At 70.7% G+C, this 26038-nt stretch carries 24 protein-coding genes; 20 read left to right on the top strand and 4 right to left on the bottom strand.

Going from position 1 to position 26038, the window contains the following annotated elements:
• The first annotated feature begins 2 nt into the window (after window positions 1-2).
• On the top strand, window positions 3-1337 hold the full coding sequence (gene glmM, locus VJT49_RS30645) for a phosphoglucosamine mutase (protein ID WP_324168451.1): 1335 nt from the start codon (window positions 3-5) through the stop codon (window positions 1335-1337).
• A 68-nt stretch (window positions 1338-1405) separates the two neighbouring features.
• Here glmM and VJT49_RS30650 read toward each other — a convergent pair whose 3' ends face one another.
• Complete coding sequence (locus VJT49_RS30650; protein WP_324168452.1) at window positions 1406-2368, bottom strand: cytochrome P450; 963 nt, start codon at window positions 2366-2368, stop codon at window positions 1406-1408.
• A 38-nt stretch (window positions 2369-2406) separates the two neighbouring features.
• Between VJT49_RS30650 and VJT49_RS30655 the strand changes: the two genes are divergently transcribed.
• The 4 genes from VJT49_RS30655 to VJT49_RS30670 all read left to right on the top strand — a co-directional run bounded on the left by VJT49_RS30655 (window position 2407) and on the right by VJT49_RS30670 (window position 5918).
• Window positions 2407-2661 (top strand): acyl carrier protein, encoded by a 255-nt coding sequence (locus VJT49_RS30655; protein WP_324168453.1) that lies wholly within the window; start codon window positions 2407-2409, stop codon window positions 2659-2661.
• 187 nt (window positions 2662-2848) lie between these two features.
• On the top strand, window positions 2849-3124 hold the full coding sequence (locus VJT49_RS30660) for a hypothetical protein (protein ID WP_324168454.1): 276 nt from the start codon (window positions 2849-2851) through the stop codon (window positions 3122-3124).
• Window positions 3124-5499 carry a hypothetical protein gene (locus VJT49_RS30665; RefSeq protein WP_324168455.1) on the top strand — a complete coding sequence of 792 codons (2376 nt, stop codon included), beginning with the start codon at window positions 3124-3126 and terminating at the stop codon, window positions 5497-5499. The genes VJT49_RS30660 and VJT49_RS30665 overlap by 1 nt, the downstream gene beginning before the upstream one ends.
• Window positions 5496-5918 carry a hypothetical protein gene (locus tag VJT49_RS30670; RefSeq protein ID WP_324168456.1) on the top strand — a complete coding sequence of 141 codons (423 nt, stop codon included), beginning with the start codon at window positions 5496-5498 and terminating at the stop codon, window positions 5916-5918. The genes VJT49_RS30665 and VJT49_RS30670 overlap by 4 nt, the downstream gene beginning before the upstream one ends.
• Before the next feature lie 129 nt (window positions 5919-6047).
• Here VJT49_RS30670 and VJT49_RS30675 read toward each other — a convergent pair whose 3' ends face one another.
• A complete protein-coding gene (locus VJT49_RS30675; RefSeq protein ID WP_324168457.1) occupies window positions 6048-6857 on the bottom strand; it encodes a chlorophyllase/cutinase-like alpha/beta fold protein in 810 nt (269 codons plus the stop codon).
• A gap of 133 nt (window positions 6858-6990) precedes the next feature.
• Here VJT49_RS30675 and glmS point away from each other — a divergent pair, with 133 nt between their 5' ends.
• The 12 genes from glmS (at window position 6991) to VJT49_RS30735 (ending at window position 20615) form a co-directional block, all read left to right on the top strand.
• The gene (glmS, locus tag VJT49_RS30680; RefSeq protein ID WP_324168458.1) at window positions 6991-8853 is read left to right on the top strand and encodes a glutamine--fructose-6-phosphate transaminase (isomerizing); all 1863 of its coding nucleotides are present in this window, start codon (window positions 6991-6993) and stop codon (window positions 8851-8853) included.
• Window positions 8854-8863: 10 nt separating this feature from the next.
• Complete coding sequence (locus VJT49_RS30685) at window positions 8864-10288, top strand: NAD(P)H-hydrate dehydratase (protein ID WP_324168459.1); 1425 nt, start codon at window positions 8864-8866, stop codon at window positions 10286-10288.
• Between the two features lie 73 nt (window positions 10289-10361).
• Window positions 10362-11384, top strand: coding sequence for an NAD(P)-dependent alcohol dehydrogenase (locus tag VJT49_RS30690; RefSeq protein ID WP_324168460.1), 1023 nt, complete (start codon window positions 10362-10364; stop codon window positions 11382-11384).
• Window positions 11377-12180, top strand: coding sequence for a DeoR/GlpR family DNA-binding transcription regulator (locus VJT49_RS30695; protein ID WP_324168461.1), 804 nt, complete (start codon window positions 11377-11379; stop codon window positions 12178-12180). Before VJT49_RS30690 ends, VJT49_RS30695 begins: the two co-directional genes overlap by 8 nt.
• Window positions 12177-13592: a xylulokinase gene (xylB, locus tag VJT49_RS30700; RefSeq protein ID WP_324168462.1), complete on the top strand. Its 1416-nt coding sequence runs from the start codon at window positions 12177-12179 to the stop codon at window positions 13590-13592. Before VJT49_RS30695 ends, xylB begins: the two co-directional genes overlap by 4 nt.
• A complete protein-coding gene (locus VJT49_RS30705) occupies window positions 13592-14674 on the top strand; it encodes a sn-glycerol-3-phosphate ABC transporter ATP-binding protein UgpC (RefSeq protein ID WP_324168463.1) in 1083 nt (360 codons plus the stop codon). Before xylB ends, VJT49_RS30705 begins: the two co-directional genes overlap by 1 nt.
• A 97-nt stretch (window positions 14675-14771) precedes the next feature.
• Window positions 14772-15887, top strand: coding sequence for an alanine racemase (gene alr / locus VJT49_RS30710; RefSeq protein ID WP_324168464.1), 1116 nt, complete (start codon window positions 14772-14774; stop codon window positions 15885-15887).
• The gene (locus VJT49_RS30715) at window positions 15887-16981 is read left to right on the top strand and encodes an alpha/beta fold hydrolase (protein ID WP_414636120.1); all 1095 of its coding nucleotides are present in this window, start codon (window positions 15887-15889) and stop codon (window positions 16979-16981) included. The genes alr and VJT49_RS30715 overlap by 1 nt, the downstream gene beginning before the upstream one ends.
• Window positions 16966-17415: a tRNA (adenosine(37)-N6)-threonylcarbamoyltransferase complex ATPase subunit type 1 TsaE gene (gene tsaE / locus VJT49_RS30720; RefSeq protein ID WP_324168466.1), complete on the top strand. Its 450-nt coding sequence runs from the start codon at window positions 16966-16968 to the stop codon at window positions 17413-17415. Before VJT49_RS30715 ends, tsaE begins: the two co-directional genes overlap by 16 nt.
• A gap of 88 nt (window positions 17416-17503) precedes the next feature.
• Window positions 17504-18427, top strand: a complete 924-nt coding sequence (locus VJT49_RS30725) for a U32 family peptidase (protein ID WP_324168467.1) — start codon at window positions 17504-17506, stop codon at window positions 18425-18427.
• Between the two features lie 44 nt (window positions 18428-18471).
• Window positions 18472-19620: a mandelate racemase/muconate lactonizing enzyme family protein gene (locus tag VJT49_RS30730; RefSeq protein WP_324168468.1), complete on the top strand. Its 1149-nt coding sequence runs from the start codon at window positions 18472-18474 to the stop codon at window positions 19618-19620.
• Entirely contained in the window at window positions 19617-20615 is a 999-nt protein-coding gene (locus tag VJT49_RS30735) for a zinc-dependent alcohol dehydrogenase (RefSeq protein ID WP_324168469.1), read from the top strand. Before VJT49_RS30730 ends, VJT49_RS30735 begins: the two co-directional genes overlap by 4 nt.
• A 363-nt stretch (window positions 20616-20978) precedes the next feature.
• Here VJT49_RS30735 and VJT49_RS30740 read toward each other — a convergent pair whose 3' ends face one another.
• Together VJT49_RS30740 and VJT49_RS30745 are read right to left on the bottom strand one after the other, a co-directional pair.
• A complete protein-coding gene (locus tag VJT49_RS30740; protein WP_324168470.1) occupies window positions 20979-22289 on the bottom strand; it encodes a carboxyl transferase domain-containing protein in 1311 nt (436 codons plus the stop codon).
• Window positions 22282-23715, bottom strand: a complete 1434-nt coding sequence (locus tag VJT49_RS30745) for an acyl-CoA synthetase (protein WP_324168471.1) — start codon at window positions 23713-23715, stop codon at window positions 22282-22284. Before VJT49_RS30745 ends, VJT49_RS30740 begins: the two co-directional genes overlap by 8 nt.
• A gap of 118 nt (window positions 23716-23833) precedes the next feature.
• On the opposite strand from VJT49_RS30745, the gene tsaB reads away from it, so the two are divergent.
• From tsaB to tsaD, 3 genes are read left to right on the top strand one after another with little or no spacing between them, the layout of a single operon-like run.
• Window positions 23834-24487, top strand: coding sequence for a tRNA (adenosine(37)-N6)-threonylcarbamoyltransferase complex dimerization subunit type 1 TsaB (gene tsaB / locus VJT49_RS30750; RefSeq protein WP_324168472.1), 654 nt, complete (start codon window positions 23834-23836; stop codon window positions 24485-24487).
• Complete coding sequence (gene rimI, locus VJT49_RS30755) at window positions 24484-24948, top strand: ribosomal protein S18-alanine N-acetyltransferase (protein WP_324168473.1); 465 nt, start codon at window positions 24484-24486, stop codon at window positions 24946-24948. Before tsaB ends, rimI begins: the two co-directional genes overlap by 4 nt.
• Complete coding sequence (gene tsaD, locus VJT49_RS30760; RefSeq protein WP_324168474.1) at window positions 24949-26010, top strand: tRNA (adenosine(37)-N6)-threonylcarbamoyltransferase complex transferase subunit TsaD; 1062 nt, start codon at window positions 24949-24951, stop codon at window positions 26008-26010.
• Window positions 26011-26038: the final 28 nt, after the last annotated feature.

Consider the following 26038-nt stretch of genomic DNA (forward strand, 5'->3'; position numbering starts at 1 on the left):
AGATGGCTCGCCTGTTCGGCACCGACGGCGTTCGTGGCCTCGCCAATGGGGATCTGACCCCGGAGCTGGCGTTGTCCGTCGCGGCCAGCGCCGCCCGCGTGCTCGCCGCGCGTGATCGTTCGCACCGGCCGGTGGCCGTGGTCGGCCGGGATCCGCGGGCCAGCGGCGAGATGTTGGAGGCGGCCGTCGTGGCCGGGCTCGCTTCGGCGGGCGCGGACGTGCTGCGGGTCGGGGTGCAGCCGACCCCCGCGGTCGCGTACCTGGTCGCCACGCTGGGCGCCGATCTCGGCGTGATGATCTCCGCCTCGCACAATCCGATGCCGGACAACGGGATCAAGCTCTTCGCGGCCGGTGGCCACAAGCTTCCCGACGGCATCGAGGACGAGATCGAAGCGGGCCTGACCGCCGGTGCAGCGCGCCCGACCGCCGCCGGAATCGGCCGCGTTTCCGACGTCGACGACGCGGTGGACCGCTATTCCGAGCACCTGCTCGCGGCCACCCCGCATCCGTTGACGGGCCTGCGCATCGTCGTCGACTGCGCGAACGGAGCGGCTTTCCTCGCCGCGCCGGAGGTGTACCGGAAGGCGGGCGCCGAGGTCATCGCGATCCACGCCGAGCCGGACGGGATCAATATCAACGAGGGCTGCGGCTCGACCCATCTCGACCAGCTCCAGGCCGCGGTGGCCGAACACCGCGCTGATCTCGGTGTCGCGCACGACGGCGACGCGGACCGGTGCCTTGCCGTCGACGCGTCCGGCGCGGTGGTCGACGGTGACCAGATCATGGCAGTGCTGGCGCTCGCCATGGCCGAGTCGGGTGAGTTGACCCATGACACGCTGGTAACCACGGTGATGAGCAACCTCGGACTCCACCTGGCGATGCGTGAGCACGGCGTGCGGCTGCGCACCACCGCGGTCGGCGACCGGTACGTGCTCGAGGAGTTGCGCGCCGGTGGGTACGCGCTGGGCGGCGAGCAGTCGGGGCATGTCGTGTTCCCGGCTCTGGCCACCACCGGCGACGGCCTGCTCACCGCGTTGCGCCTGATGAGCCGGGTGGCCGAAACCGGGAAGCCGCTGGCGGAACTGGCCGCGGTGATGCGGCGGCTGCCGCAGGTACTGGTGAACGTGCGGGTCGCCGACAAGACCGCGGTCGTGGAGTCGGAGGCGGTCCGCGACGCGGTGGACGCCGTGGAGACCAAGCTCGGCGGGAAGGGCCGGGTGCTGCTCCGGCCGTCCGGGACCGAGCAGCTGGTGCGGGTGATGGTCGAGGCGCCCACGGAGGACATCGCGCAGGACGCCGCCGACCGGCTGGCCGACGTGGTCTCGACCATTTCGTAGCCGCGGCGGCCCGTCGTCACGCTCAACCCGCCGGGTCCGGGCCAGTGGGGCGGCCGGCCTCAAAACCCCTACTGTCCGCGCTGAACCACGACCGCCCGCTCGAGACCGTGAAAAACGGGATGCCCTTTCCATCGGACGTCTTGGACGGTGTGCTCACCGGACAGGGCTCGGGCGAGTGCCGGTAACGCGGTTTCCGCTTCGGCCAGCGCGATCGCGGTGCCAGGGCAGGCGTGCGGGCCGAGACCGAACGCCGGTCCCATCCCGGGGCCCAGCCGCACGGCCACCTTTCGTCCGGCCGGGACGGCGAGACCGGGCAGCTCCGTGGGCTCGGCCGCGCGGCGCATCACGAGTCTGGCCGGGGCGATCTCGTCGGCCAGGCGGCGGACGATCGGCATGGGCGGGGTCTTTCGCAGCCCGGTCGCGAGCTCGGCGTCGGTGGCCAGGCGTAGTCCAGCGAGCGCGAGGAAGTTGAGCGAGTTCTCGTAGGCCGCGTGCGCGAGCATGACCGGCGTGACCAGGGCTTGGTCCCCGGTGATCTCGCCCGTCGTGGCTGCTTCCCGCAGGACGGAGAGGCCGCCGCCCGGCACCGGTTCGGCTCTCACGAAGAAGGTGGCGAGCCGGAAGGCGGCCGTGTCGGCGCCGGCTGTTCCGAACCAGACGTCGAGGTTCGAGGTGACGGCCTCGATGTCGGCGAGGACCGCGCCGGTGATCGGCTGCCGGGCACCGAGGAGCGCGGCCATGACCGCGGCGGCCACCGGCCTGGCGAAGTCGGCGGCGAGATCGAACTCATCACGTTCGGCAAGTTCGGCCACCAGGCTCTCGATCTGGCCCAGGAGCGGCCCGGAAAGTGGTTCCAGGCCGGCGATGATCCGGCGGACCACCATGCGGAGGCGGGAGTGCGCTTGCCCGTCCATGAAGAGCAGGTTCGCGGTTTGCGGTTCGGGGCTGGGATTCGAACTCAGGTTCCGCAGGGCCTCGGCGCACGCCTTGCGGCCGCTCACCACCGTGACGTCTGGCTCCGGGAAGGCCACCGCGCCAACGTACAATGCGGACCGGTGAAGGGGGCAAGGTGAACGCGCTCGCGGCCGAAATCAAGGGAATCGTGTGTGAGTTGCTCGCGCTCGATCCCACGGAAGTCGACGAGTCGACGCCGTTCGACGAGTTCGGCATGAGCTCGACCATGCGCGTGCGCCTGCTGGCGACCGTCGAAACCCACTTCGACGTGCTGCTGGACATCGACCAGCTTTATCGGCTTACCGACCTGCGCGGGGTCGAGGCGGTGGTCTCGGAAGCGCTTGAGCGGCGCGCGGCCGAGCGACCTTGACCGGACCATTTGGGTATGCAAAGCGGGCAAAGCCGCTGCGTGCCAGGGTAGGTGCTCGGTAGATTCGGTGCGGATGCGACGGCACGGACGGGTGGTTTGGCGCGTCTGAGGGACAGGCAACCCGGTACCGCGGACGAAGGGGGCGGCGACCATGTCGGGCGCTGGCTATGCGACAAGCAGTGAATCGATGATGCGGGCGCAGGCGCGTCTGGAGCAGGCTGCCGACGCGCCGGTGCAGGAAGCGTCGAAGGTCGCGCCGACCAAGCTGGCGGCGGGGGACTTCGGCGACGGGCACCAGACGCATTTCGACGGGTACAAGGCGGGCTTCGACGAGATCGCCGCCGCGATGAAGGGATTCTCCACGGCGTTGACCAATCTCGGCGGGGGTATCGGTAGCGCGGGCAAGAGCTACCAGGCGGCCGAGAGCGACACCGCCGCGGCTACTCGGCGGGCTGGTGCCTGATGCCGTCCCAGAAAGAGATCCAGGCCGTCCTCGACAGCCAGTACGTCCCCCAGGAAAAGAAGGACCGCCTGATGCAGGCGCTTCTTTTCGGCGATATGCAGAGCGCTTATGACGACGCCAAGGCCGACATGGACGCCGGTCTGGCACAGGAGAAACAGGCCACCGACGCCAGGGACAAGGCGAAGACGACGCTGGACGGAACATCTCCGCCGGCCGCGGGCGGCACCGGTGCCCAGAATTCCAACGAACTGCTCGACCAGGGAAAGCCGGCCTGCGACTTCCTGTGTCAGTGGATCGACCAGATCTGGAACAAGCGGCCGTCCGGCGGCACGCTCGACTACATGAAGGAGATCTGGGGCCGGTACAACCGGGACCGGAACATCAATTTCGGAAAACTTTTCGCCGATGCCGACGACCTGACCAGCGCGCACAAGGTCAACGACGACACGATGGCCAAGGCCAAGACCGAACTCGACACCTTGTTCGGGGAATGGAAGGGGCAGGGCGCGAACGCGGCGCGGGTCAAGTTCGAAGAGACCATCCAGCCGGACCACAAGAAACTGCAGGACCAGATCGACGGCGCGGCCAAGCTCGTTCCGCAGACCGCGACCGCGGTGTTCAACGCGGTGAAGACCAAGGTCGACTCGGTGCTCGGCCTGTACCGGACGACGGTCGCCCAGGCGACGCTGGAAACGGCGAACAAGGTCATCAAGATCGCTCGCAAGGAAACCGACGAAAAGTCCGATCTGCTTGATGTGGCGCACTGGGTCGACAGTTGCTGCGGCAGTAATCTTTATGAGCGACTGCAGGATGACGACTGCGGGCTGAACGACGAGAACCGGGACTACGCCTACGACCTCTGCGCCAAATGGGTCGCGGGTTCGTTCACGCCGGAGTTCCAGGGTCTCATCGACGCGTTCGACAACTACTGCGAAACCGCGCACACCACCGTCGAGCAGCAACTGGGTGCCCTTTCCGACTACATGAAGGGCTACCACAACGAATTCACCGAATCGGCCCAGACCGGTGATCCATCGACCAGGCCGTCCGGGGACGGGGGCACCGGCAACGGTGGCGGTGGCGGCACCGGCGGTGGGGGGAGCGGCGGTGGCGGTGGCGCCATGCCGAGCGGAGGCGGCGGCTCGATGCCTTCCACGCCCACCCCCGGCACCCAGGACCCGGCGGCGGTCGCCGAGGCGGCGAAGAAGGAGGCCGAGCAGGGCACCAACCCGCTCACGGGTAAGCCGCTCGAGATCAACCCGGAGACAGGCGAGCCGTACCCGATCGACCCGAAGACCGGAGAAGCGATCAAGGACTCCGGCCAACCGGAGACGGTGACAGTCCAGCAGGGCGACAACAAGATCGAGATGTCCGAGCCGGACAAGCAGGGCAAGATGGACATCAAGGTCGACGACGGGCACGGCAACGCCAAGGACTACAAGCTGGACTGGGGCGACGGCAAGACCGGCCAGGACGGCGCCCCCGCGGATCCCGCTCACCAGACCGGCGAGAAGACCTACACCCCCGGCCCCGACGGCAAGATCCACATCGAGGACGGCAACCTCAAGATCACCGCGGAACGCCCGCAGGGTCCCGACGGTCCCACCGTGGTCACCGTCGACGACGGCACGGGCAAGCCGACGACGTACACCCTCGGCGGGGACGACGCCAAGACGGCGGGGACGGCGACACCTGGTCAGCCCGTTCAGGGGGCGACCACCGGACCCGAGCACGCCGCGGGGGCCCCCACAGCGCAGCAGAGCAGTGGATTCACCGCGCCCGGCGGGATCGACATCGACCACCCCGCCGACCCCGCGGCGTCGGCCACGGGCGGCGCCGCGGCCCAGCCCGCGGTCGCGATGGCCGATGGCACCGTGCCCGGCGCGGCCGGTGCCGAACCGGTTGCCGCCGGGACCGACACAGGGCAGACCACTCCCGCCAATGCCACGGGCGGTTTCTTCTCCGACAGCCACGCGGGCGGACTGTTCTCCGACCCCGGGACCGGCGCGGCCGGCGGCGACTCGGGCTTCCTCGGTGACGCCGGGTCGCTGCAAGCGGGCCCGCAAACGGGCGTCGACCAGTCCGCGCATGCGGCCGCGGTCGGGGTCGCCCCGTCCCCGAACGACCCGGCGAGCCACCAGGCCGCCCTCGGCGCGAGCGGCTTCGGCGCCGCCACGTCCGGGTCCGGCGGCATGGGCATGATGAGCGGCATGATGGGTGGGATGGGCGGCATGGGCGCGGGAGGCGGTGGCGAGGACACCGAACGCGGTTCGCGGGCCTACCGCGTGGACGGCGGCATCTTCAACACCAGTGGGGCGGGCGGCCGGATCAGCGGTTCGCTCGACGACGAAGGAGACCGGGAGGTCCGGCTTTGAGCGCGGACGAGAGGCTTCGCCGGGCGCTGGACACGATCGAGTCCGCGGCCCGTGAGCAGCGGGACCGGCGGGAGCTCACCGAACGCCGGCTGGCGGAGACCGAGGCGAAGGCCAAGGCGGCGTTCCAGAAGGAAGTCGACTCGGCGGTGCGCTACGCCGACCACATGGCGGAGCTGAACCGGCGCAAGAAGGAAGCCGGGGGCTGGGCGACGGAGAAGACGCTGGCGACGAAGGACAACGTGATGGGCTTCGGGATCGAGGAGGACGAGCCGAAGCACCACGAGCCGAAGTTCCCGCAGAGCAACGCGCACGAGCGGACGGAGTCCACGGCGGCGCCGGCGCCTCGCCGCGGCCGTCACTCCCGCCGTGACGAGGAGTTCGACGACGAGGACTTCTCCAACAACACCTGGCTGAACTGAGCCGCTCGTTGCTTCGCGAGTTCGCGCGACCGCGATCGGGTCCTGCCGTGTCGGGTCGCGCCGTGCCGCTGCCCCCGATCGGGAAAAAGCACGGTCGGCTCGGCAGCCGCGGGTTGACGTAAAAGCGTGTCAGGCAGCCGCGGTGGGGTCGAACGTGATGGCCGCGTGCCTGACACCGGAGTCCAGCAGCGGGTGGTAGGTGGTCGTTCCGGTGAGGTGGGTGAGGAAGAACGCGGTGAACAGCGCGCGCACCAGGCGCTGGGTGCCGAAACGTGGCTTGCCGTGCAGCAGTCGCTGACTCCAGTGGCGGCCCTCGGTGACGGCCAGGTGGGACGACTTCCCGAGCGTCCGCAGTTGCACCGGACCGGCCCACGCCTTCGCGATCGCCTCGGCGTTGCCGGCCGCGGGGGCGACGAGATCGCCTTCGGCGGCCAGGTGCAGTCCTGGGATGGCGAGCGTGCGGGCGGCCTCGGTGGCGGGCGGGATGGTCTGCGCCGCGGCCACCGTGGCGACCGCCTTGACCCGCTGTTTCCCGCTCGCCGCGGCGAGCACGGCGGCGCCGCCACCGGTGGAGTGGCCGGCCAGGCCGAGCTTGCCCCGGTCGACGCTGATGGCCCCGGGGCCGAGCCGGACCCCGGTGACCACGTCGAGCGTCGTGCACAGGTCGGCGGCGAAGAGCCGGTGTGAGGGCAGGGGGCCACGCTGCGTGGCGGGCGCGGCGGCGACGATGCCCCAGCTCGCGAGGTGGTGCAGCAGGCCACGGTAGCGTCCTGGCGGCTGGAGCCAGCCGTGGCCGAACGCGACCGCGGGCAGGCCCCGGCCCGTGGCCGGGGTGAACACGACGCCCGGCAGGCCGGCCAGCGCGAGGTCGCCGCGCAGCACTTCGTGGGGGCCGGGATGCGTCAGTTCGTCGAGCAGCGCCTTGGGCTTGCTGGCCATGCGGAAGAGCATAGACGTGGGGGCGCTCGGTCCTGGCGGGGGAACTCGGCCGCCGCGAACGCCGAACTCGGGCGTCGCGAAGGTGGAACTCGGGTGCCGGGAGAGGGGGACTCGCCGGTTAGGCTGTGCGGCCGTGTGCGGAATCGTGGGATATGTCGGGCACCGGCAGGCACTTGACGTCGTGCTGGGCGGGCTCCGGCGCATGGAGTACCGCGGCTATGACTCGGCGGGGGTCGCGGTGGCCGACGGCGCCGGCGTGCTGACCGTCGAGCGCAAGGCGGGCAGGCTGGCGAACCTGGAGCTCGAACTCGACGTGACGGGCCGCGAGAGGTTCGCGGGGACCGCTGGCATGGGGCATACGCGGTGGGCTACCCACGGTGCCCCGGTCGACCGGAACTCGCATCCGCACCGCGACCCCACCGGGCGGGTCGCCGTGGTGCACAACGGGATCATCGAGAACTTCGCCGTGCTGCGCGCCGAACTGGAGGCGGCCGGGGCCGAGATGGCCAGTGACACCGACACCGAGGTCGCCGCGCACCTGATCGCCCACGCCTACGACGACGGCCCCACCCAGGGTGACCTGCCCGCCAGCGTGCGAGCGGTCTGCCGCCGCCTCGAAGGCGCGTTCACCCTGGTCGTGACGCACGCCGACCGGCCGGCGGAGATCGTGGCCGCCCGCCGGTCGTCGCCGCTGGTGGTCGGCGTCGGCGTCGGCGAAACGTTCGTCGCTTCGGACGTCGCCGCGTTCATCGAGCACACGCGACAGGCGGTGGAGCTGGGCCAGGACCAGGTTGTGGTGATCACCCGCGACGGGTACCAGGTCACCGACTTCGCGGGGGAACCGGCGCAGGCGAAGCCGTTCACCGTGGACTGGGACCTCTCGGCCGCGGAGAAGGGCGGCCACGAGTACTTCATGCTCAAGGAGATCGAGGAACAGCCCGAGGCGCTGGCGAACACGTTGCGCGGCCATTTCATCGACGGCCGGGTGATCCTCGACGAGCAGCGGCTGTCCGACCAGGACCTGCGCGACGTGGACAAGGTGTTCGTGGTCGCCTGCGGGTCGGCCTACCACTCGGGCCTGGTCGCCAAGTACGCCATCGAGCACTGGACGCGACTGCCCGTGGAGGTGGAGCTGGCCAGCGAGTTCCGTTACCGGGACCCGGTGCTCGACCGCGACACCCTGGTGGTCGCCGTGTCCCAGTCCGGCGAGACCGCGGACACGCTGGAAGCGGTGCGCCACGCCCGCGAGCAGAAGGCCCGGGTGCTGGCGGTGTGCAACACCAACGGCGCGCAGATCCCTCGCGAGTCCGACGCGGTGCTCTACACACACGCCGGACCGGAGATCGGAGTCGCCTCGACCAAGGCGTTCCTCGCCCAGATCGCGGCGAACTACCTGGTCGGGCTGGCGTTGGCGCAGGCGCGCGGCACGAAGTACCCGGACGAGGTGGCGCGCGAGTTCGCCGAGCTGGAGGCCATGCCCGCCGCCGTCCACAAGGTACTGTCCACTGTGGATCAGGTGCGCATGCTGGGCAGGGACATGGCCGATTCGAAGGCGGTGCTGTTCCTGGGCAGGCACGTCGGTTTCCCGGTCGCCCTCGAGGGCGCGCTCAAGCTGAAGGAACTCGCCTACATGCACGCGGAGGGCTTCGCGGCGGGCGAGTTGAAGCACGGCCCGATCGCGCTGATCGAAAGCGGCCTGCCGGTCGTGGTGGTGATGCCCTCGCCGAAGGGGCGGGCGGTACTGCACGCGAAGCTCGTGTCCAACATCAGCGAGATCCAGGCCCGTGGCGCCCGCACCATCGTCATCGCGGAGGAGGGCGACGACACGGTGCGCCCGTTCGCCGACGAGCTGGTCGAGGTCCCCGCGGTGCCGACGCTGCTGCAGCCACTGGTGTCCACCGTGCCGCTGCAGGTGCTGGCCGCCGAAATCGCCCGTACGCGGGGCTATGACGTCGACAAACCGCGCAATCTGGCGAAGTCGGTGACCGTGGAGTAGACACACCCTCGTGGAGGGAATCTGGACTACCGAACGGATACGCGAGGCCGAGGAGAAGCTGCTCGCGGTCACGCCCGAGGGCGTGCTCATGCGCCGCGCGGCCTTCGGGGTCGCCGTGCGGGCCGCCGGCATGCTGAGCCCCGACGTCTCGGGGAGCCGGATCACGCTCCTGGTCGGCGCGGGAAACAACGGCGGTGACGCCTTGTGGGCGGGCGCCTTCCTGCGTAAACGGGGCGCGGGCGTCACGGCCGTGCTGCTCAAGCCGGAGAAGGCGCATCCCGAGGGGCTCGCGGCGCTGCGCAAGGCGGGCGGGCGAGTCGTCGGAATCGAAGACGGGCCGCGCTGGATCGAGGCCGCCGACCTGGTGATCGACGGCATCGTCGGGCTGTCCGCCCGCGGGCCGCTGCGGTCCGGCGCGGCCGAGCTCGCCGAGCGGATCACCGCGCCGGTGCTGGCGATCGACCTGCCCAGCGGCGTGGATCCGGACAACGGGAGCGTGTCCGGCCCCGCGATCGCGGCGGCCCGGACGGTCACCTTCGGCGCGCTCAAGCCGGTGCACGTGCTCAACCCCGAACGATGCGGTGAGGTCGTGCTGATCGACATCGGGCTGCCGCTCACCGACCCGGATCTGCGCCGCGTGGAAGGGGCGGATGTCGCGGTGGCATGGCCGATTCCGGGCCCGGAGGACAACAAGTACAGCCAGGGCGTGACCGGTATCGCCGCCGGCTCCGCCACGTATCCGGGCGCCGCGGTGCTGGCGACCGGCGCGGCGGTGCGGGCCACGTCGGGCATGGTGCGGTACGCGGGCCCGGCGGCGGAGGCGGTGCGCGCGCAGTGGCCCGAGGTCGTCGCGACCGGTTCGGTGACCGACGCCGGACGGGTACAGGCCTGGGTGGTCGGCCCGGGGATCGGTACCGGGCGGGAGGGCCGCGGCGTGCTGGAGCATGTGCTCGCCGCGGGTGCGCCCGTGTGTGCGGACGCCGACGCGACCACACTGATGGCGCACCAGCCGGAGGTCCTGGATGCCAGGGAGCCCGGCACGCCGCTGGTGCTCACCCCGCATGCCGGTGAGTTCGCCCGGCTGACCGGCGAGGAACCGGGGGTGGACCGGGTGGCGGCGGTGCGCGCGGCGGCCCGAAAGTTCGACGCCGTCGTGTTGCTGAAGGGGCACTGCACCGTGATCGCGGCGCCCGACGGCCGGGTCCTGGTCAATGTCGCCCACGGTTCGTGGCTGGCCACCGCGGGGTCCGGGGATGTCCTCTCGGGCATCATCGGCGCGCTTCTCGCCGGTGGTGTGGACCCGTGGCTGGCCGCGGGCGCCGGGGCCTACGTCCACGCACTCGCGGGCGAACTGTCCGCGCGGGGCGTGCCGACCTCGGCTTCCGGGGTGCTGGCCGCCATCCCCGCCGCGCTCCGACAGGTTCTTACCAGGTAATACCGGATAAGTTATCGAATTATCCGTTAACACCGGTCGGGTTCTCTGGTAGGAAGTGATACCGGAGGACCCGATGATCCCTGAGACGATGCACACCGTGGTGCCGTACGGCGTCGGTGATGTCCGGCTGGACCGGCGGCCGGTGCCCGTGCCGGGGCCGGACGAGGTGCTGATTCGCGTGCTCGCCGTCGGGACCTCTGGTTCGGACGTGCACTCCTACGAGCACGGCCGGATCGGGGACTTCGTTGTCGAAGAGCCGCTGGTGCTGGGCCACGAGCCGAGCGGTGTCATCGTGGCCAGGGGTGCGAACGCGTGGCGGCACGAGATCGGGCAGCGGGTCGCCCTCGAACCCGGGGTGCCGTGCTCGACCTGTGCGCGGTGCGCCGCCGGCCGGTACGACCTTTGTCCTCGGATGCGTTTTTTCGGCACCCCGCCGATCGACGGCGCCTTCCGCGAATACGTCGTGCTGCGCGAGGATTTCGCCCACCCCGTCCCGGATTCGCTCAGCGACGAGGCCGCGAGCCTGCTGGAACCGCTTTCGGTCGGGGTGTGGGCGTGCCGGAAGTCCCGGGTGGCGCCGGGCAGCCGGGTGCTGATCACCGGGGCCGGGCCGATCGGCCTGGCCGCGACGCGGACGGCACGGGCGTTCGGAGCCACCGAGGTCGTGGTGACCGACGTGAACGCACGTCACCTGCGGGTCGCCTGGGAACTGGGCGCGACCGCCACCGTCGATGTGTCCCGGGAAAGCCTCGCCGACACCGATTTCGACCCCGACGTGCTGCTGGAATGCTCCGGTGCGGCGGTCGCGGCCGGGCAGGGCATCGGCAAGCTGGGGCGGGCAGGCCGGGCCGTGTCGATCGGTATGGGCGGTGACGAGATCCCGTTGCCGCCAGCCCACGTCCAGGGCTTCGAAATCGAGCTGACCGGCACCTTCCGCTACGCCAACACCTGGCCGACGGCCATCGCGCGGGCCGCGAACGCAGAGGCGGACCTGGAGTGCCTGGTGACGCATCGGTTCGGGCGGTCCGAGGTCGAGCTGGCGCTCACCATCGCCGCCAAGGACGACTCGGTGATCAAGGCGGTGGTCCGTGCCTAGGCCGTCCGACGCCGAGGTGGAGCAGCGCAGGCAGGAGATCCTGCGGTTCGTCATCGATCGCCAGGAAGTGCGCATCGACGAGTTGACCGAGCGGTTCCGCGTGAGCCTGATGACCATGCACCGCGACCTCGACGACCTCGCCGACCGGCGTCTGGTGCGCAAGCTTCGCGGGCGTGTCGAGGCGTATCCGGCGCTGACCATCGAAACGGCGAAGCGGTTCCGGGAGACGCTGAACGTCAACTACAAGGAGGCGCTGGCCGATCTCGCGATCGGCGAGGTGCGGACCGGCCAGACCCTTTTCCTCGACGACTCGACCACGGTCTTTCCCTTGGCGCGGAAGCTGTCCGGACCGTTGGTCGTGATCACCAACTCGCTCGAGGTCGCACGGATTCTGGGCGACGCCAGGGACGTCGAGGTGCTGATGCTCGGCGGTCGCTACACGGAATTCGACTCGTGTATCGGTCCGGACACGATCAGCGCGCTGAGCCGGATGCGGGCAGACCTCGGTTTCGTGTCGGCGACCGCGATCGCCTCCGGACGCCTGTTCCACCCCGACCGCGAGTACGCCGAACTGAAGACCTCGGCCCTTCGCGTGTCCGATCGGAACGTGCTCCTCGCGGACCACTCGAAGTTCGGCAAGACCGCGACCTACGCCTATGGCGACGTGAGCGACTACGACCTGCTGATCACCGACGACGAGACGCCGGGCGACGAGTTGGAGGCCATCGACACCAAGGTCAGGCTGTGCCGGACCCGGGGCGGGTTCGACGAGGGCGACGGAGGCGGTTCGGAATGACAAACCCACTGGTGGCCGGGGTCGACTCGTCGACACAGTCGACAAAGGCCGTCGTGTGCGACGCGGAGACCGGCGCGATCGTGCGCACGGGTCGTGCCTCACATCCCGACACCACCGAGGTCGATCCGCGCCGGTGGTGGGAAGCGTTCGCCGAGGCCACCGACGGCATTCTGGAGGGCGTTCAGGCGATCGGCGTCGGCGGTCAGCAACACGGCATGGTCGCCCTCGACGAGTCGGGGGAAGTGGTGCGCCCCGCGTTGCTGTGGAACGACACTCGCTCGGCCGAGGCGGCGGAAGCCCTGGTGGCGGAGCTGGGCGGCCCGACGGCGTGGACCGAGGCGGTCGGGTCGGTGCCGGTGGCCAGCTTCACCGTGACCAAGCTGCGCTGGCTGGCCGAGCACGAGCCCGAACTCGCCGCCCGCGTGGCGAGTGTGCTGCTCCCGCACGACTGGCTGACCTGGCGCCTGACCGGGGAAGCGGTCACCGACCGCGGCGACGCGTCCGGTACCGGCTATTTCTCGCCCGTGAAGAACGTCTATCGCAGGGACATCCTCGAGCGGGCGTTCGGGCGCAGCCTCGAGTTGCCGCGAGTGCTGGAGCCGGCGGAGACGGCGGGCGGGACCCCGGACGGGCTGCTGGTCTCGGCGGGCACCGGCGACAACATGGCCGCGGCGCTCGCGCTGGGGCTCGGCGAGGGCGACGTGATCGTTTCGCTGGGTACCAGCGGCACGGTGTTCGGAGTCTCCGAGGTCCCGGCCGCCGACCCGAGCGGTGAGGTCGCCGGATTCGCCGACGCCACCGGCCGTTTCCTGCCGCTGGCCTGCGCGCTCAACGCGGCGAGGGTGCTCACCGCGACCGCCGCGATGCTGGGCGTCGGCCTGGCCGGGCTCGACCGGCTCGCGCTCGCGGCGAAACCGGGCGCGGACGGTCTCACACTGCTGCCGTACCTGGACGGCGAGCGCACGCCCAACCTGCCCGATGCCACCGGTTCGTTGCACGGCATGCGGCGGTCGAACATGACGCCGGAGAACCTGGCCAGGGCAGCGGTCGAGGGCATGCTGTGCGGGCTGGCGGCCGGGCTCGACGCGGTGCGGGCGCAGGGCATGACCGCGCGGCGGGTACTGCTGATCGGCGGGGCGGCCCAGTCCGAAGCCGTTCGCGCGGTCGCGCCGGCCGTGTTCGGCCTGCCGGTTTCGGTGCCGGAACCCGCCGAGCACGTCGCGCTCGGCGCCGCGCGCCAAGCCGCCTGGGCGCTCGCCGGGAGCGCGGAGCCACCGGCGTGGGCGCGGCGGACCCAGGTTGTGCTGGACCCCGACGAGAGCACCACCACCGCCGGTGCCGAAGTCCGGCGGCGACACCTCGAAATCCGCCAACTCATTCACCACGTTCCCCGAACACGAGAGGACATCTGATGGCCACGATCACCTATGACAAGGCGTCCCGCCGGTACCCCGGCGCCGACCGTCCCGCGGTCGACGCCCTCGATCTGAAGATCGAAGACGGCGAGTTCCTGGTCCTGGTCGGGCCGTCGGGCTGTGGCAAGTCGACCAGCCTGCGGATGCTGGCGGGCCTGGAGGACGTCGACGAGGGCTCGGTGTGGATCGGTGATCGCGACGTCACCCAGCTCCCGCCGCGCTCGCGGGACATCGCGATGGTGTTCCAGAACTACGCGCTGTACCCGCACATGACCGTGGCCCAGAACATGGGATTCGCGCTGAAGATCGCGGGCAAGCCCAAGCACGAGATCAAGGAGCGGGTCGCGCAGGCCGCCAAGCTGCTGGACCTGGAGGACTATCTGGACCGCAAGCCGAAAGCGCTTTCCGGCGGTCAGCGGCAGCGGGTGGCCATGGGCCGGGCGATCGTACGTGAGCCGCGGGTGTTCCTGATGGACGAGCCACTGTCCAACCTGGACGCGAAGCTGCGGGTGTCGACGCGTACCCAGATCGCCGCTCTGCAGCGCCGCCTCGGCGTCACCACGGTCTACGTCACGCACGACCAGATCGAGGCGATGACCATGGGCGACCGCGTCGCGGTGCTCAAGGACGGCGTGCTCCAGCAGTGCGACACTCCCCGTGCGCTCTACGACCGGCCCGAGAACGTGTTCGTCGCCGGGTTCATCGGCTCGCCCGCGATGAACCTCGCGCCCGCTCGCCTCACCGAGGGCGGCGCGACGCTCGGTGGCCTCACGGTTCCGTTGTCCCGCGACATCGTCGCCGCCGCCGACAGTGGTGAAGTCACCCTCGGCTTCCGGCCCGAATCGTTGGAACTGTCGGACGACGGTGGTGTCGACGTCAAGGTCGATTTGGTCGAGGAACTCGGCTCGGACGCGTACGTGTACGGCAAGGTCGCCGCGGACGACGCGGCGGTGGGCAGCTCGATCGTGGCCAGGGTCGACCCGCGCCACACACCGGCCATGGGCGACACACTGAGGCTGCGGATCCGCCCGGAAGAGTTGCACGTCTTCTCCGCCACCAGCGGCCTCCGGCTGGGCTGATGCTGTGCCTCCTGGGGGTGCGACCCCCGGGAGGCACCTGAGCCCCCTTGCGGGGCCACGTCGTACGGTGGCCCCGCGAATGGGAGAATCGCGGGCGATGAGTCCCGACCTGCCCCGCGCCGAGGTTGTCGTCGATCTCGACGCGATCCGGCACAACGTGACCCTGCTCGCCGGCAGGGCGCCGGATGCCGCGCTGATGGCCGTGGTCAAGGCCGACGGTTACGGGCACGGAGCGGTGCCGGTGGCACGGGCGGCGCTCGAGGCGGGTGCGACCTGGCTGGGCTCCTGCTCGCTCGGTGAGGCGCTCGCGCTGCGGGCCGCTGGCATCACCGCGCCGGTGCTGAGCTGGCTGGACCTGCCGGACGTCGACCTCGCGCCCGGTATCGCGGAAGGTGTGGACATCTCGGTCAGCTCGGCGGACGAGCTCAGGCGGGTCGCGGCGGCGGCTGACCGGCTGGGCGCCCGGGCCCGGGCGCACCTCAAGATCGACACTGGGTTGTCCCGCAACGGGTGCCCCGCCTATGCCTGGCCGGAGCTGGTGAAGGCGGCTTCCGCGGAGCCCGATGTCGAGGTCGTGGCCGTCTGGTCCCATTTCGCGTGCGCGGACGAGCCAGGGCATCCCTCGATCGACGCGCAGATCCAGCGATTCGGGAGCGCGTACGAAGTCGCACGTGAGGCGGGGCTGAACCCGTTGCGGCATATGGCGAACTCGGCCGCGCTGCTCACCCGGCCGGACGTGGGTTTCGACCTCGTCCGGCCCGGCATCGCCGTCTATGGCCTGAACCCCGTGCCGCAGCAGGAAGATCTCCGTCCCGCGATGACGTTCCGGTCCTCCGTCGCGTTGACCAAACGGCTCGCGGCCGGCGAGTCCGTCTCTTATGGACATACGTGGACGGCCGCGCGAGACACTACGGTCGCTCTGGTTCCGGTCGGCTATGCCGACGGGGTGCCTCGTGTCCTGTCTGGACGGTTGAGCGTGTGGCTGGCCGGCAGGCGCCGACCGGTGGCCGGCCGGGTGTGCATGGACCAGATCGTCGTCGACTGCGGTGACGACGAGCCGCCACTGGGGTCCGAGGTGATCCTGTTCGGTTCCGGTGCCCGGGGCGAGCCGACCGCCCGCGAATGGGCCGAGGGCATGGGCACCATCGACTACGAGATCGTCACCGGCATGTACCGGCCGCGGATCAGGCGGCGGTACCTGGGGGAGGTGTGATGGCGTCACGGCGCCTGCTCACCGTGCTCGGCGGGGCGGCCGCGCTGGTCACCGGCACGGCGGCGGCGACCATCGCGGTGACCGCGCAGCAGCGGCGGGCGAACGAAGACCTGTCGGCCGAGCCGCTCGGCGAGCTCAAACCGGACCGGACCTCGACGGTGGCCGCGGACGACGGCACCCCGCTGTCGGTGTCCGAGATCGACCCGGTCGCCGGGAAACCCGAACTGACCGTGGTCGGCGTGCACGGGTTCGCCCTTTCCCAGCGCAGCTGGTATTTCCAGCGCCGAGACCTCGCCGCGCTGTCGCTGCCCAAGGTGCGGCAGGTGTACTACGACCACCGCGGGCACGGCCAGTCGGGCGGGGCGAACCAGGAGACCAGCACCATCGAGCAACTGGCCGGCGACCTGGACGCGGTGCTGCGCGCGGTCGTGCCGGACGGGCCGATCGTCATCATGGGACATTCCATGGGCGGCATGGTGATCATGGAGCTGGCCCAGCGGAACCCGGAGCTGTTCGCCGAGCGGGTGATGGGGGTCGCCCTGATCGCGACCGCCGCCGGCGAGGTCGGGAGCCGCGGCCTGCCGCGCGGCCTGTTGTCCAAGTACAACCCGCTGACCAGGGGTGTCGGCGAGCTCGCCGGGTGGCAGCCCGGATTGGTCGAGTTGGCGCGGGCGGCCGGCGGGCAGCTGACCCGGCAGGCCGTGCGATGGCTGGCGTTCGGACCGCGCCCGGTGCCGTCGCCGCTGGTGGATTTCATGATTGAGATGCTGGCGGTGACCCCGGTGCGGGTGTTGGTCAACTTCGTTGACACCCTCGGCACGCACAACCGATACGCCGCGCTCGCCGGGTTGAAGCACGCGCATGTGCTGGTGGTCGGCGGTGACTCGGACCGCTTCACGCCGTACTCGCACGCGGAGCGGATCGCGGCCGAGTTGCCCGACGCCGAGCTCGCGCGGATCCGCGGGGCCGGACATATGGTGCAGTTGGAGCACCCCGAGCTGGTCAACAGCCATCTGATCGACCTGCTCCAGCGGTGCGCCGGGGTGGACAACATGAGCTCGTCGCGGAGGATCTGGCGGTGGCTGAGCAAATAGAACTTCTCACCGAAGCGGACACCGTGCGTTTCGGCGAGTCACTGGGCCGCGAGCTGTCGGCCGGCGACCTGGTGCTGCTGTCCGGCCCGCTCGGCGCCGGGAAGACGGTGCTGACCAGGGGAATCGCCGCCGGACTCGGCGTGTCCGGGCGGGTCAGCTCGCCGACCTTCGTGATCGCGCGGGTGCATCCGGCCGGGGAGCGGGGCGTGCCGCTGGTGCACGTCGACGCCTACCGGCTCGGCGGCGATCTGGCGCAGCTCGACGACCTCGACCTCGACACCGATCTGGCGTCTTCCGCCGTCGTCGTGGAATGGGGCGAGGGTTCGGCGGACCGGCTGTCCTCCGACCACCTCGTGGTCCGCCTCGAACGCCGGCCCGACGACGTCCGCGTCGCCACCCTCGAGCCCCACGGCAACTGGCGCCCCCGCACCTGACGTTTGGTTAGCAGGGCGTTGTTTCCCCGCCCCCGTCCGGTCTATGGTTTCGAACAGCAGCCGAAATATCGGACAAGGGTGGTGGGCGGTGACCAGGTTCAGAGAGTTCCTGCGGGCCGAGGGTTTCGCGGGCACGGACAACGAGTTGCCGGAGAGCACGAAGCGGTTCCCCGACGGGGCGCAGTGCCGGGTGGAGATTCCCAGCGTGGAGGGCCCGGAAGTGCTCGACGCGGTGCTGGCCGAGGCGGACGAGCGCGCCGTGCCGGTGCACCGTGTGTCGCAGGGCAGCGGCGGCATGCTGCTGACCTCGGACGAACTGCGCCGCGTGGCGGGCACGGCACGGCAGCGCGGCATCGAAGTGAGCCTGTTCGCGCGGCCGCTGACCGGCTGGGGCTCCTCCGCGGCGGCACTGGCCGCCGGTGCGGGCGCTCTCGCCGCCCAGGCCCGCGGCACCGAGCAAGTGGTGCACAACCTGGAAGACATCGCGCGCACCGTGGAGGCCGGGATCCGGAGCGTGCTCATCACCGACCTCGGCGTGCTCGACATCGCCTCGAAGTTACGGGCGGCCGGCGAGTTCCCCGCCGGCCTGCAGTTCAAGATCAGTGTCCAAATGGGACTGTCCAACCCGCCCGCCGTCCGGCTGGCCGAGCAACTGGGCGCCAACACCTACAACGTGCCGACGGACCTGACCCTCGGCCAGCTCGCCGCCATCCGCGCGGCCGTCGACATCCCGCTCGACATCTACCTCGAGTCGCCCGACGACCAGGGCGGCCTGGTACGGCACATGGAGATCGGGGAGATCGTGCGGGTCGCCGCGCCCGTGTACCTGAAGTTCGGGCTGCGTAACTCGCCGAACATCTACCCGAGCGGAACGCATTTGGAGCCGGTGGCGGTCGCGCTGGGGCGGGAACGCGTCCGGCGTGCCCAGATCGGCCTCGAGTTCCTGGAACGCCAGCTCCCGGACGCGGTCATGTCGAAGCTGCCCGTGGAAGATCTCGCGGTGCCCGTATGAGTGACGCAGCGTCAGGCCGCGGCCGAGGTCGCGGAGGAAACAGCATGAAGATCAGTGCGGTTGAAACGTTCGTACTGGGCACCCCGTGGCGTGACCTGACCTTCGTGCGGGTTACCACCGACGAAGGGCTCACCGGCGTCGGGGAGACCCGGATGCTCGGTCACACCGCCGCCCTGCGCGGATACCTCGCCGAGGCGGCGGGCAGGCACGTCATCGGGAGCGACCCGTTCGACATCGAGTCGCTGGTGCAACGGATGAAGTACGGCGACTACGGGCGGGCCGGTGAGATCGTGATGTCCGGTATCGCCTGCGTCGAGACGGCCTGCTGGGACATCATCGGCAAGGCGCTCGGCCAGCCGGTCTGGCGGCTACTCGGCGGCAAGGTGCGGGACCGGATCAAGGCTTACGCCAACGGCTGGTACACCGTGGAGCGCACGCCGGAGGAGTTCCACGCGGCCGCCCGCAAGGTGATCGAGCGTGGCTACCGGGCGCTTAAGTTCGACCCGTTCGGCCCCGGCCAGTGGGAGCTGGAACCGGCGGAGCGGCGACGGTGCGTGGCGTTGGTCGAGGCGGTGCGGGACGCTGTCGGACCCGACGTGGAGATCCTGATCGAGATGCACGGGCGGTTCGCGCCCGCCGAGGCGGTCCGGATCGCCCAGCTGCTGGCACCGATCGAGCCGAGCTGGATCGAGGAACCGGTGCCGCCGGCCAACGCCAGGGCGCTCGCCCAGGTCGCCTCCAAAGTGGACATTCCGATCGCGACGGGCGAGCGGATCCACGACCGCGTCGAGTTCCGGGAGTTGTTCGACCTGGGGGTGGTCGACGTGATCCAGCCCGATATCGGGCACATCGGCGGAATCTCCGAGACCCGGAAGCTGGCCGCGACCGCCGAGACGCACTACACGCTCGTCGCGCCGCACAACGTCGGCGGGCCGGTCCTCACCGCGGCGAACCTGCACCTCGCCGCGGCCACCCCGAACTTCAAGATCCAGGAACACTTCAACGACTTCGCCGACGAGCACGTGAAGCAGGCCGCTCCCGGAGTCCCCCCGGTCTTCGACGGCTTTTTCGCGCTACCTTCGGAGCCAGGACTCGGCGTCGAACTCGACGTCGATTTCATCGGCGAGCACCCGGCGCAGGGCGCGTTCTTCGACCTGTACGCCGAGGGCTGGGAGAAACGGAAGGGCTCATGAGCCGTGCGGTGCTGATCGAGCGTCCGCAGTCGTTGCGGTTGGTGCCTGCCGAGCCCGCGCTGCCCGGCCCCGGCGAGGCGGTCGTCGGAATCGCCTGGTCCGGGATCTGTGGTTCGGACCGGGAGGTTTTCGCGGGCTCGCGTGCCGGGGAGTTCGTGCGGTATCCGGTGGTTCCGGGGCACGAATGGTCCGGCACGGTGATCGAGCTCGGTCCGGGAACGGACCCGTCGCTGCTGGGGAAACCCGTGGTGGGGGAGGGTTTTCGCAACTGCGGGCGCTGCCCGCCCTGCCGCCAGGGCGACACGAACCTGTGTGTGGCGAAGTACGAGGAGACCGGCTTCACCCAACCCGGTGCGTGGGCGGACGAGCTGCTGCTGCCCGCCCGGTTGCTGCACGAGCTGCCGGAGGGCGCGGACCTGCGCGCGGCGGCGTTGCTGGAACCCGCCGCGTGCATGGCGGCGGCGTGCCTGAAGGTACAGGCGGTACCCGGCGAGCGGGTCGCGGTCGTCGGCGGCGGGACCCTCGGGATGCTGGCGACGCAACTGCTGGCTGCGGGCGGGCCCGCGGAACTGGTCGTGGTCGACCCACGGGAGGACCGGGCCGAATTGGCGACGCGGTTCGGGGCGTCCTTGTGCCCGCCGGAGGCGGCTCAGGGCGGGTTCGACGTGGTCGTCGAGGCGGCGGGAGCACCGGGCTCGGCACGCCTGGCGGTGTCGTTGACGCGCCGGGGCGGCCGGACGGTGCTCACCGGTCTGGCCGGTGTCGAGACCGAGCCACTGGTGCCCGCGGAACTGGTTGGCGCGGCCGTGACCGTGCATACCGTCTTCGGCGCGCCGTCCAGGGCTTGGTCCCACGCCGTCCGCGCCTTCTCCGCCGGAATCCTGGACCCGGTGCCGCTGATCACCCACGAGTTCTCGTTGGAAAAGGCCGATCAGGCCCTCGCGCTCCTGGCCGACGCCACCACCCCCACCGGCAAGATCCTCCTCCACCCCTGACACCTGGCGCGAGTCGGCCTTTCGCGACAGGCGAGTCGGGTTTTCGCGACAGGCGAGTCGGGTTTTCGCGACAGGCGAGTCGGGCTTTCGCGACAGGCGAGTCGGGCTTTCGCGACACGTGAGTCGGGCTTTCGCGACAGGCGAGTCGGCCTTTCGCGACAGGCGAGTCGGGGTTTCGCGACACGCGAGTCGGCGACGAGTGAGTCCGTCATTCGTAAACCTAGCTCAACGGGAGTGTGCGCGACGCGAAGGTGGAACTCGGCCGCCGCGAAGGCTGGACTTGCGTGTCGCGAAAACCCGACTCGCGTGTCGCCAAAGGCCGACTCGCGTGTCGCGAAACCCCGACTCGCGCGGGAGGCGGGGTCAGACGATGGCGCGGGCCAGGCCGAGGTCGACGAGGTCCCGCGGGCGCAGACGGAGGCGGTTGGCGACGGACGGGACTTCAGTGGGCGGGAGCTTGAGGATCGCGGTGGCCGCCTCGGGAGAGGTGACCGAAAAATAGGCGTCGGGTGTGATCCAGGTGCGGTCGGGCGCGGCGAAGGCGAGGGCGCCGCCCGAGCCGCCCTCCCCGATGACGAGCGTCGTGACCGGCACCGTGGCCTCCGCGACGGCCGTGAACACGTCGGCGATCGCGGGGCCGACGCCCGCACGCTCCGCGGCGGCGTCGTTGGCCGCGCCCGGGGTGTCGACCAGGGTCAGCACGGGGATGCCGAGCCGGTCCGCGAGCCTGATCACCCTTGCTGCGGTGCGGAAACCCGCGGGCTGAGTGGGTGTGCCGCACTGTGCCGCATACGCGATCGTCGAACTGCCGCGGGACCCGAAACCACATCGGACTCCCGGGTCGACGCCTCCGCATCGGTCGCCGCTGATGTCCTGACGCCAGTCGAAGTAGGCGTCCAGATAGGCGTCCGCACGCGGCCGTTCCGGTGCACGGGCCGCGCGCACGGACTCCCAGCCGGTAGGCGGCAGCTCGGACAAGCCAAGCGCGGCGGGAGGCTCGACGGGGTCCGGACCACCGCGAGTCAGCAGGGTCAGCCACTGCGCGAGCCGCGCGGGCAGTCCGGCGAGCGAGACGAGCTGGTCGACCTGCCCCGCCGCCAGATGCGACTCCGCCGTGTGGGCATCCTCCTCGCCGGGCGGTCGGACGCGCGACCCCGCGAAGCCGACCTGCGCGCCGGGCAGCGCGAGCGTGACGTCCGCACCCGCGCCGAGCGTGGCCCAGCCCCCGCCGGTGGTCGGATTCCGCAGCACGGCGACGTGTGGCTGGGCGGCGGCCCTGGTCAGGACGATCTGCCGGGCGATGCGCTGGAGTTGCGACAGCGCCGCCATGCCCTCCTGCATCCGGCTGCCCCCGGTCGCGACCAGCGTGACCACTGGAGTGCCCAGTTCTCGCGCGCGCACGAAGGCGGCCTCGATCCGATCACCCGTCGGAGTGCCCAGCGACCCGCCGAGAAAGCCGAACTCGAACGCGATCAGCGTTGCCTCGACGTCGCCGATCTTGCCGGTCCCGCAGATCACCGACTCGTGCTCACCCGTGCGCTCGACCGCCCTTCCGCGTGCCTTGCCATAGCCGGGCCAGCCGATCGGACCGTCCACAGCAGACATACGGGAGGGCGCGGGGAACTCGGCGAAGCCGGCCGTGACCGACTCGACGAGCGCCCGCGCATCAGGCATGGAGGGCTCGCTTCAGCACTTTGCCCATGTCGTTGCGCGGAAGGGCGTCGAGGAAGCGGACCACGCGCGGCCGCTTGTGCGGCGCCAGCAGCCGCGCCACGTGGTCGGCCAGCTCCTGTTCGTCCGGAGCCGGGCCCGCGGGCACGATCCACGCCACGATTCGCTCGCCGAGGTCCGGGTCGGGTTCGCCGGTGACCGCCGCCTCCGCCACTCCCGGATGTTCCAGCAAGGCGTTCTCGATCTCCCCGGCGCCGATCTTGTATCCGCCGCTCTTGATCAGGTCGGTCGCCTTGCGGCCGACGATCCGCACGTAGCCGTCGGTGTCGCGGGTCGCCATGTCGCCGGTGCGGAACCAGCCGCCGGTGAACACCTCCGCGGTAACGTCCGGCCGGTTGAGGTATTCGGTGAACAGGTTCGGGCCCCGGACCTGGATCTCACCGACCGTGTCCGGTGCCTCGATCACTTCGCCCGCCTCGCCGACCAGCCGCAGCTCGACACCGGGCAGCGGCACACCGACCGTGCCGGGCTTGCGTTCGCCGTCGGCGCGCACGCTGGTGTTCATCAGCGTCTCGGTCATTCCGTAGCGCTCCACGACCTGCGCCCCGGTGGCCGCGGTGATCCGCTGGTGGTCGTGCACGGGCAGCGCCGCCGACCCCGACACCAGCAAGCGCGCCCGGCCGAGTGCTTTGGCGAGCTCCGGGTTCTCGCCGACCTCACCGGCGATCCGGTGATACATGGTCGGGACGCCGAACATCATCGTGGCGTCCGCGCCCAGTTCCTTGGCGACGGCCTCGGTGGAGAACCGGCCGAGATGCCGGACGCCGCCGCCGCGCCGCAGCGGGCCGAGGATGCCCAGGACCAGGCCGTGTACATGGAACAGTGGCAGGGCGTGCACCAGCACGTCTTCGGCGGTCCACTGCCAGGCGTCGGCCAGCGCGTCGAGTGTGCTGGCGATGGCCCGCCGGGGCAGAACCGCGCCCTTGGGCGGGCCGGTGGTGCCCGAGGTGTAGACGATCAGGGCTGGCGTGGCCGGGTCCGGTTCCGCGGGCAGGTCGCCGGGCGAGCCGGTGAGTTCGACGTTCTTGCGCGGGAGTGCGGCGAGAGCGGCGGGCAGGTCCACGCCGGGTTCGGCGAGGACGAGCGCCGGTGTGCTGTCGGACACGATGTGCCCCAGTTCCCGCTCGCCGATCTTCGGGTTGACCGGTACCGCGGGTACCCCGGCCAGCAGGGCCGCGACCACCGCGACGCTGGTGTGCAGGCTCGGCGTCGCCCAGACGGCCACCCGGACCGGCGCGCTCGCCCGTAGGTCGCGGGCCAGGTCTCCGGCGGCCGCGGCGAGGCCGGGGTAGTCGAGGGCCAGTTCGCCGAACTGGAGCGCGGTCTTGGCCGGTGGCGAGGTCAGGGCGGGGAACAGGGCTTCTGCCATGAATTCACCATAGATGGCACCCGAAGGTGGCAAGTGTTGCCCGGACAGCACTTTCACCTCGTAAGGCTGACGCCGGTCTGCCGCGCCGGGTGAGCGGACGCCGGTACCCTGGTACATCGTGCTGGTGCTTGCCATCGATACTTCGACGCCCGCCGTGACCGCCGGGGTGGCGACGCTGGCGCGTGACGGTGTCACCGTGCTCGCGCAGCGCGTCACCCTGAACCCGCGCGCCCACGGCGAGCTGATCACTCCGCATGTCCTCGACGCGCTGCGCGAGGCCGGCGCGACCCTTCGCGAACTGGACGCAATCGTTTGCGGGGTCGGCCCAGGCCCCTTCACGGGTCTGCGAGCGGGCATGGCCACGGCTGCCGCGCTCAGCCACGGGCTCAGCATCAACGCGTACCCCGTGTGCGGCCTGGACGCGATCGCGGCAGACGCCGACGCCGACGAGCCTTTTCTCGTGGTGACCGACGCGCGCCGCCGCGAGGTCTACTGGGCGGCTTACGACGGCAAGAAGAACCGCACCGATGGCCCTCACGTACAGCCACCCGCCGACTTCGGTGTCCCCGTGGCGGCCGGGGACGGTGCCCGCCTGTACGCCGACAAGCTCGGTGTTCGCGTGGTCGAGCCGTACTACCCGGCCACGGCCGGACTGGTCGCCGTGGCGAAGGCGGAGTTGCTCGCAAAGACCGACCCGGACCCGCTGGTGCCGCTGTACCTGCGCCGTCCGGACGCGGTCGAGCCCGGTGCCCGGAAGCGGGTGACAGCGTGATCAAACCGCTCCGGCGCAAAGACATCCCGCGCTGTGTCGAGATCGAGAGGCAGCTCTTCGCCGGTGACGACCCGTGGAGCGCTCGCGCCTTCCATTCCGAGTTCGACGCGGGCGGCTACTACCTGGGCGCCTACGAGCAGGACACCCTGGTCGGGTACGCGGGTCTCGCCATCGTGGGCAGGCCGGGGGACTACGAGACCAGCGTGCACACCATCGGCGTGGTGGAGAGCCACCAGGGCCAGGGCGTCGGAGCCGCCCTGCTGCGTGCGTTGCTCGCCCGCGCCGACGAGTTGGGCGCACCCGTCTTCCTGGAGGTCCGCACGGACAACGACCGGGCCGTCGCGCTCTACGAACGGCACGGTTTCAGCCGGATAGGACTCCGTAAGCGTTACTACCAGCCCTCCGGCGCCGACGCGTACACCATGAAGCGCGAGGTCCGGGAAAACACGGAGGTCGGCTGAATGTCCAAGGTCATCATGGGGGTCGAGAGCTCCTGCGACGAGACCGGGATCGGGCTGGTCCGGCTGCACGACGACGGCACCGTCGAACTGCTCGCCGACGAGGTGGCCTCCAGCGTCGCGCAGCACGCGCGGTTCGGCGGCGTCGTGCCCGAGGTCGCCAGCCGCGCCCACCTGGAGGCCCTGGTGCCCACCGCCGAGCGGGCCTTCGCCGCGGCGGACCTCAAGCTGTCCGATGTGGACGCCATCGCGGTGACGGCGGGGCCGGGACTGGCCGGGGCGCTGCTGGTCGGGGTGTCGGCCGCGAAGGCCTACGCCGCCGCGCTGGACGTGCCGTTGTACGGGGTGAACCACCTGGCCGGGCACATCGCGGTGGACACCCTCCAGCACGGTCCGCTGCCTACGCCGTGCCTGGCGCTGCTCGTCTCAGGCGGGCACACACAGCTCCTCCGTGTCGACGACATCGCATACCGGATCACCGAGCTGGGGTCCACTGTGGACGATGCGGCCGGTGAGGCCTACGACAAGGTCGCCCGCGTGCTCGACCTGCCTTACCCCGGCGGACCGCCGATCGACAAGGCCGCCAAGCAGGGCGATCCGAACGCGATTTCGTTCCCCCGTGGTATGACGGGTCCCCGCGACGCGAAATTCGACTTCTCGTTCTCCGGCCTCAAGACGGCAGTTGCGAGGTGGGTGGAAGGCGCCGAGCGGAGGGGCGAGGAAATTCCGGTGAACGACGTCGCCGCCTCTTTCCAGGAGGCGGTCGCGGACGTGCTCACCGCGAAGGCCGTCCGGGCGGCGAAGGAACTCGGGATCGGCACCCTGGTGATTTCCGGCGGGGTGGCGGCGAACTCGCGGCTGTCCGAACTGGCGCGTGAACGGTGTGCCGAGGCGGCTGTCGAGCTGCGGGTGCCGAGGCCGCGGCTGTGCACTGACAACGGTGCGATGATCGCCGCGCTCGGTGCGCACGTGGTCGCCGCCGGGGTTCAGCCGTCATCCTTGGATATTTCGGCGAACCCGGCGCTGCCGGTCGACATCGTGTCGATCTCGGCCGGAACGAAATAGCACGCGCTTGCGAAAGCTGCCGCTTCCC

Source organism: Amycolatopsis sp., from assembly GCF_035276945.1.
Classification (GTDB): Bacteria; Actinomycetota; Actinomycetes; order Mycobacteriales; family Pseudonocardiaceae; genus Amycolatopsis_E.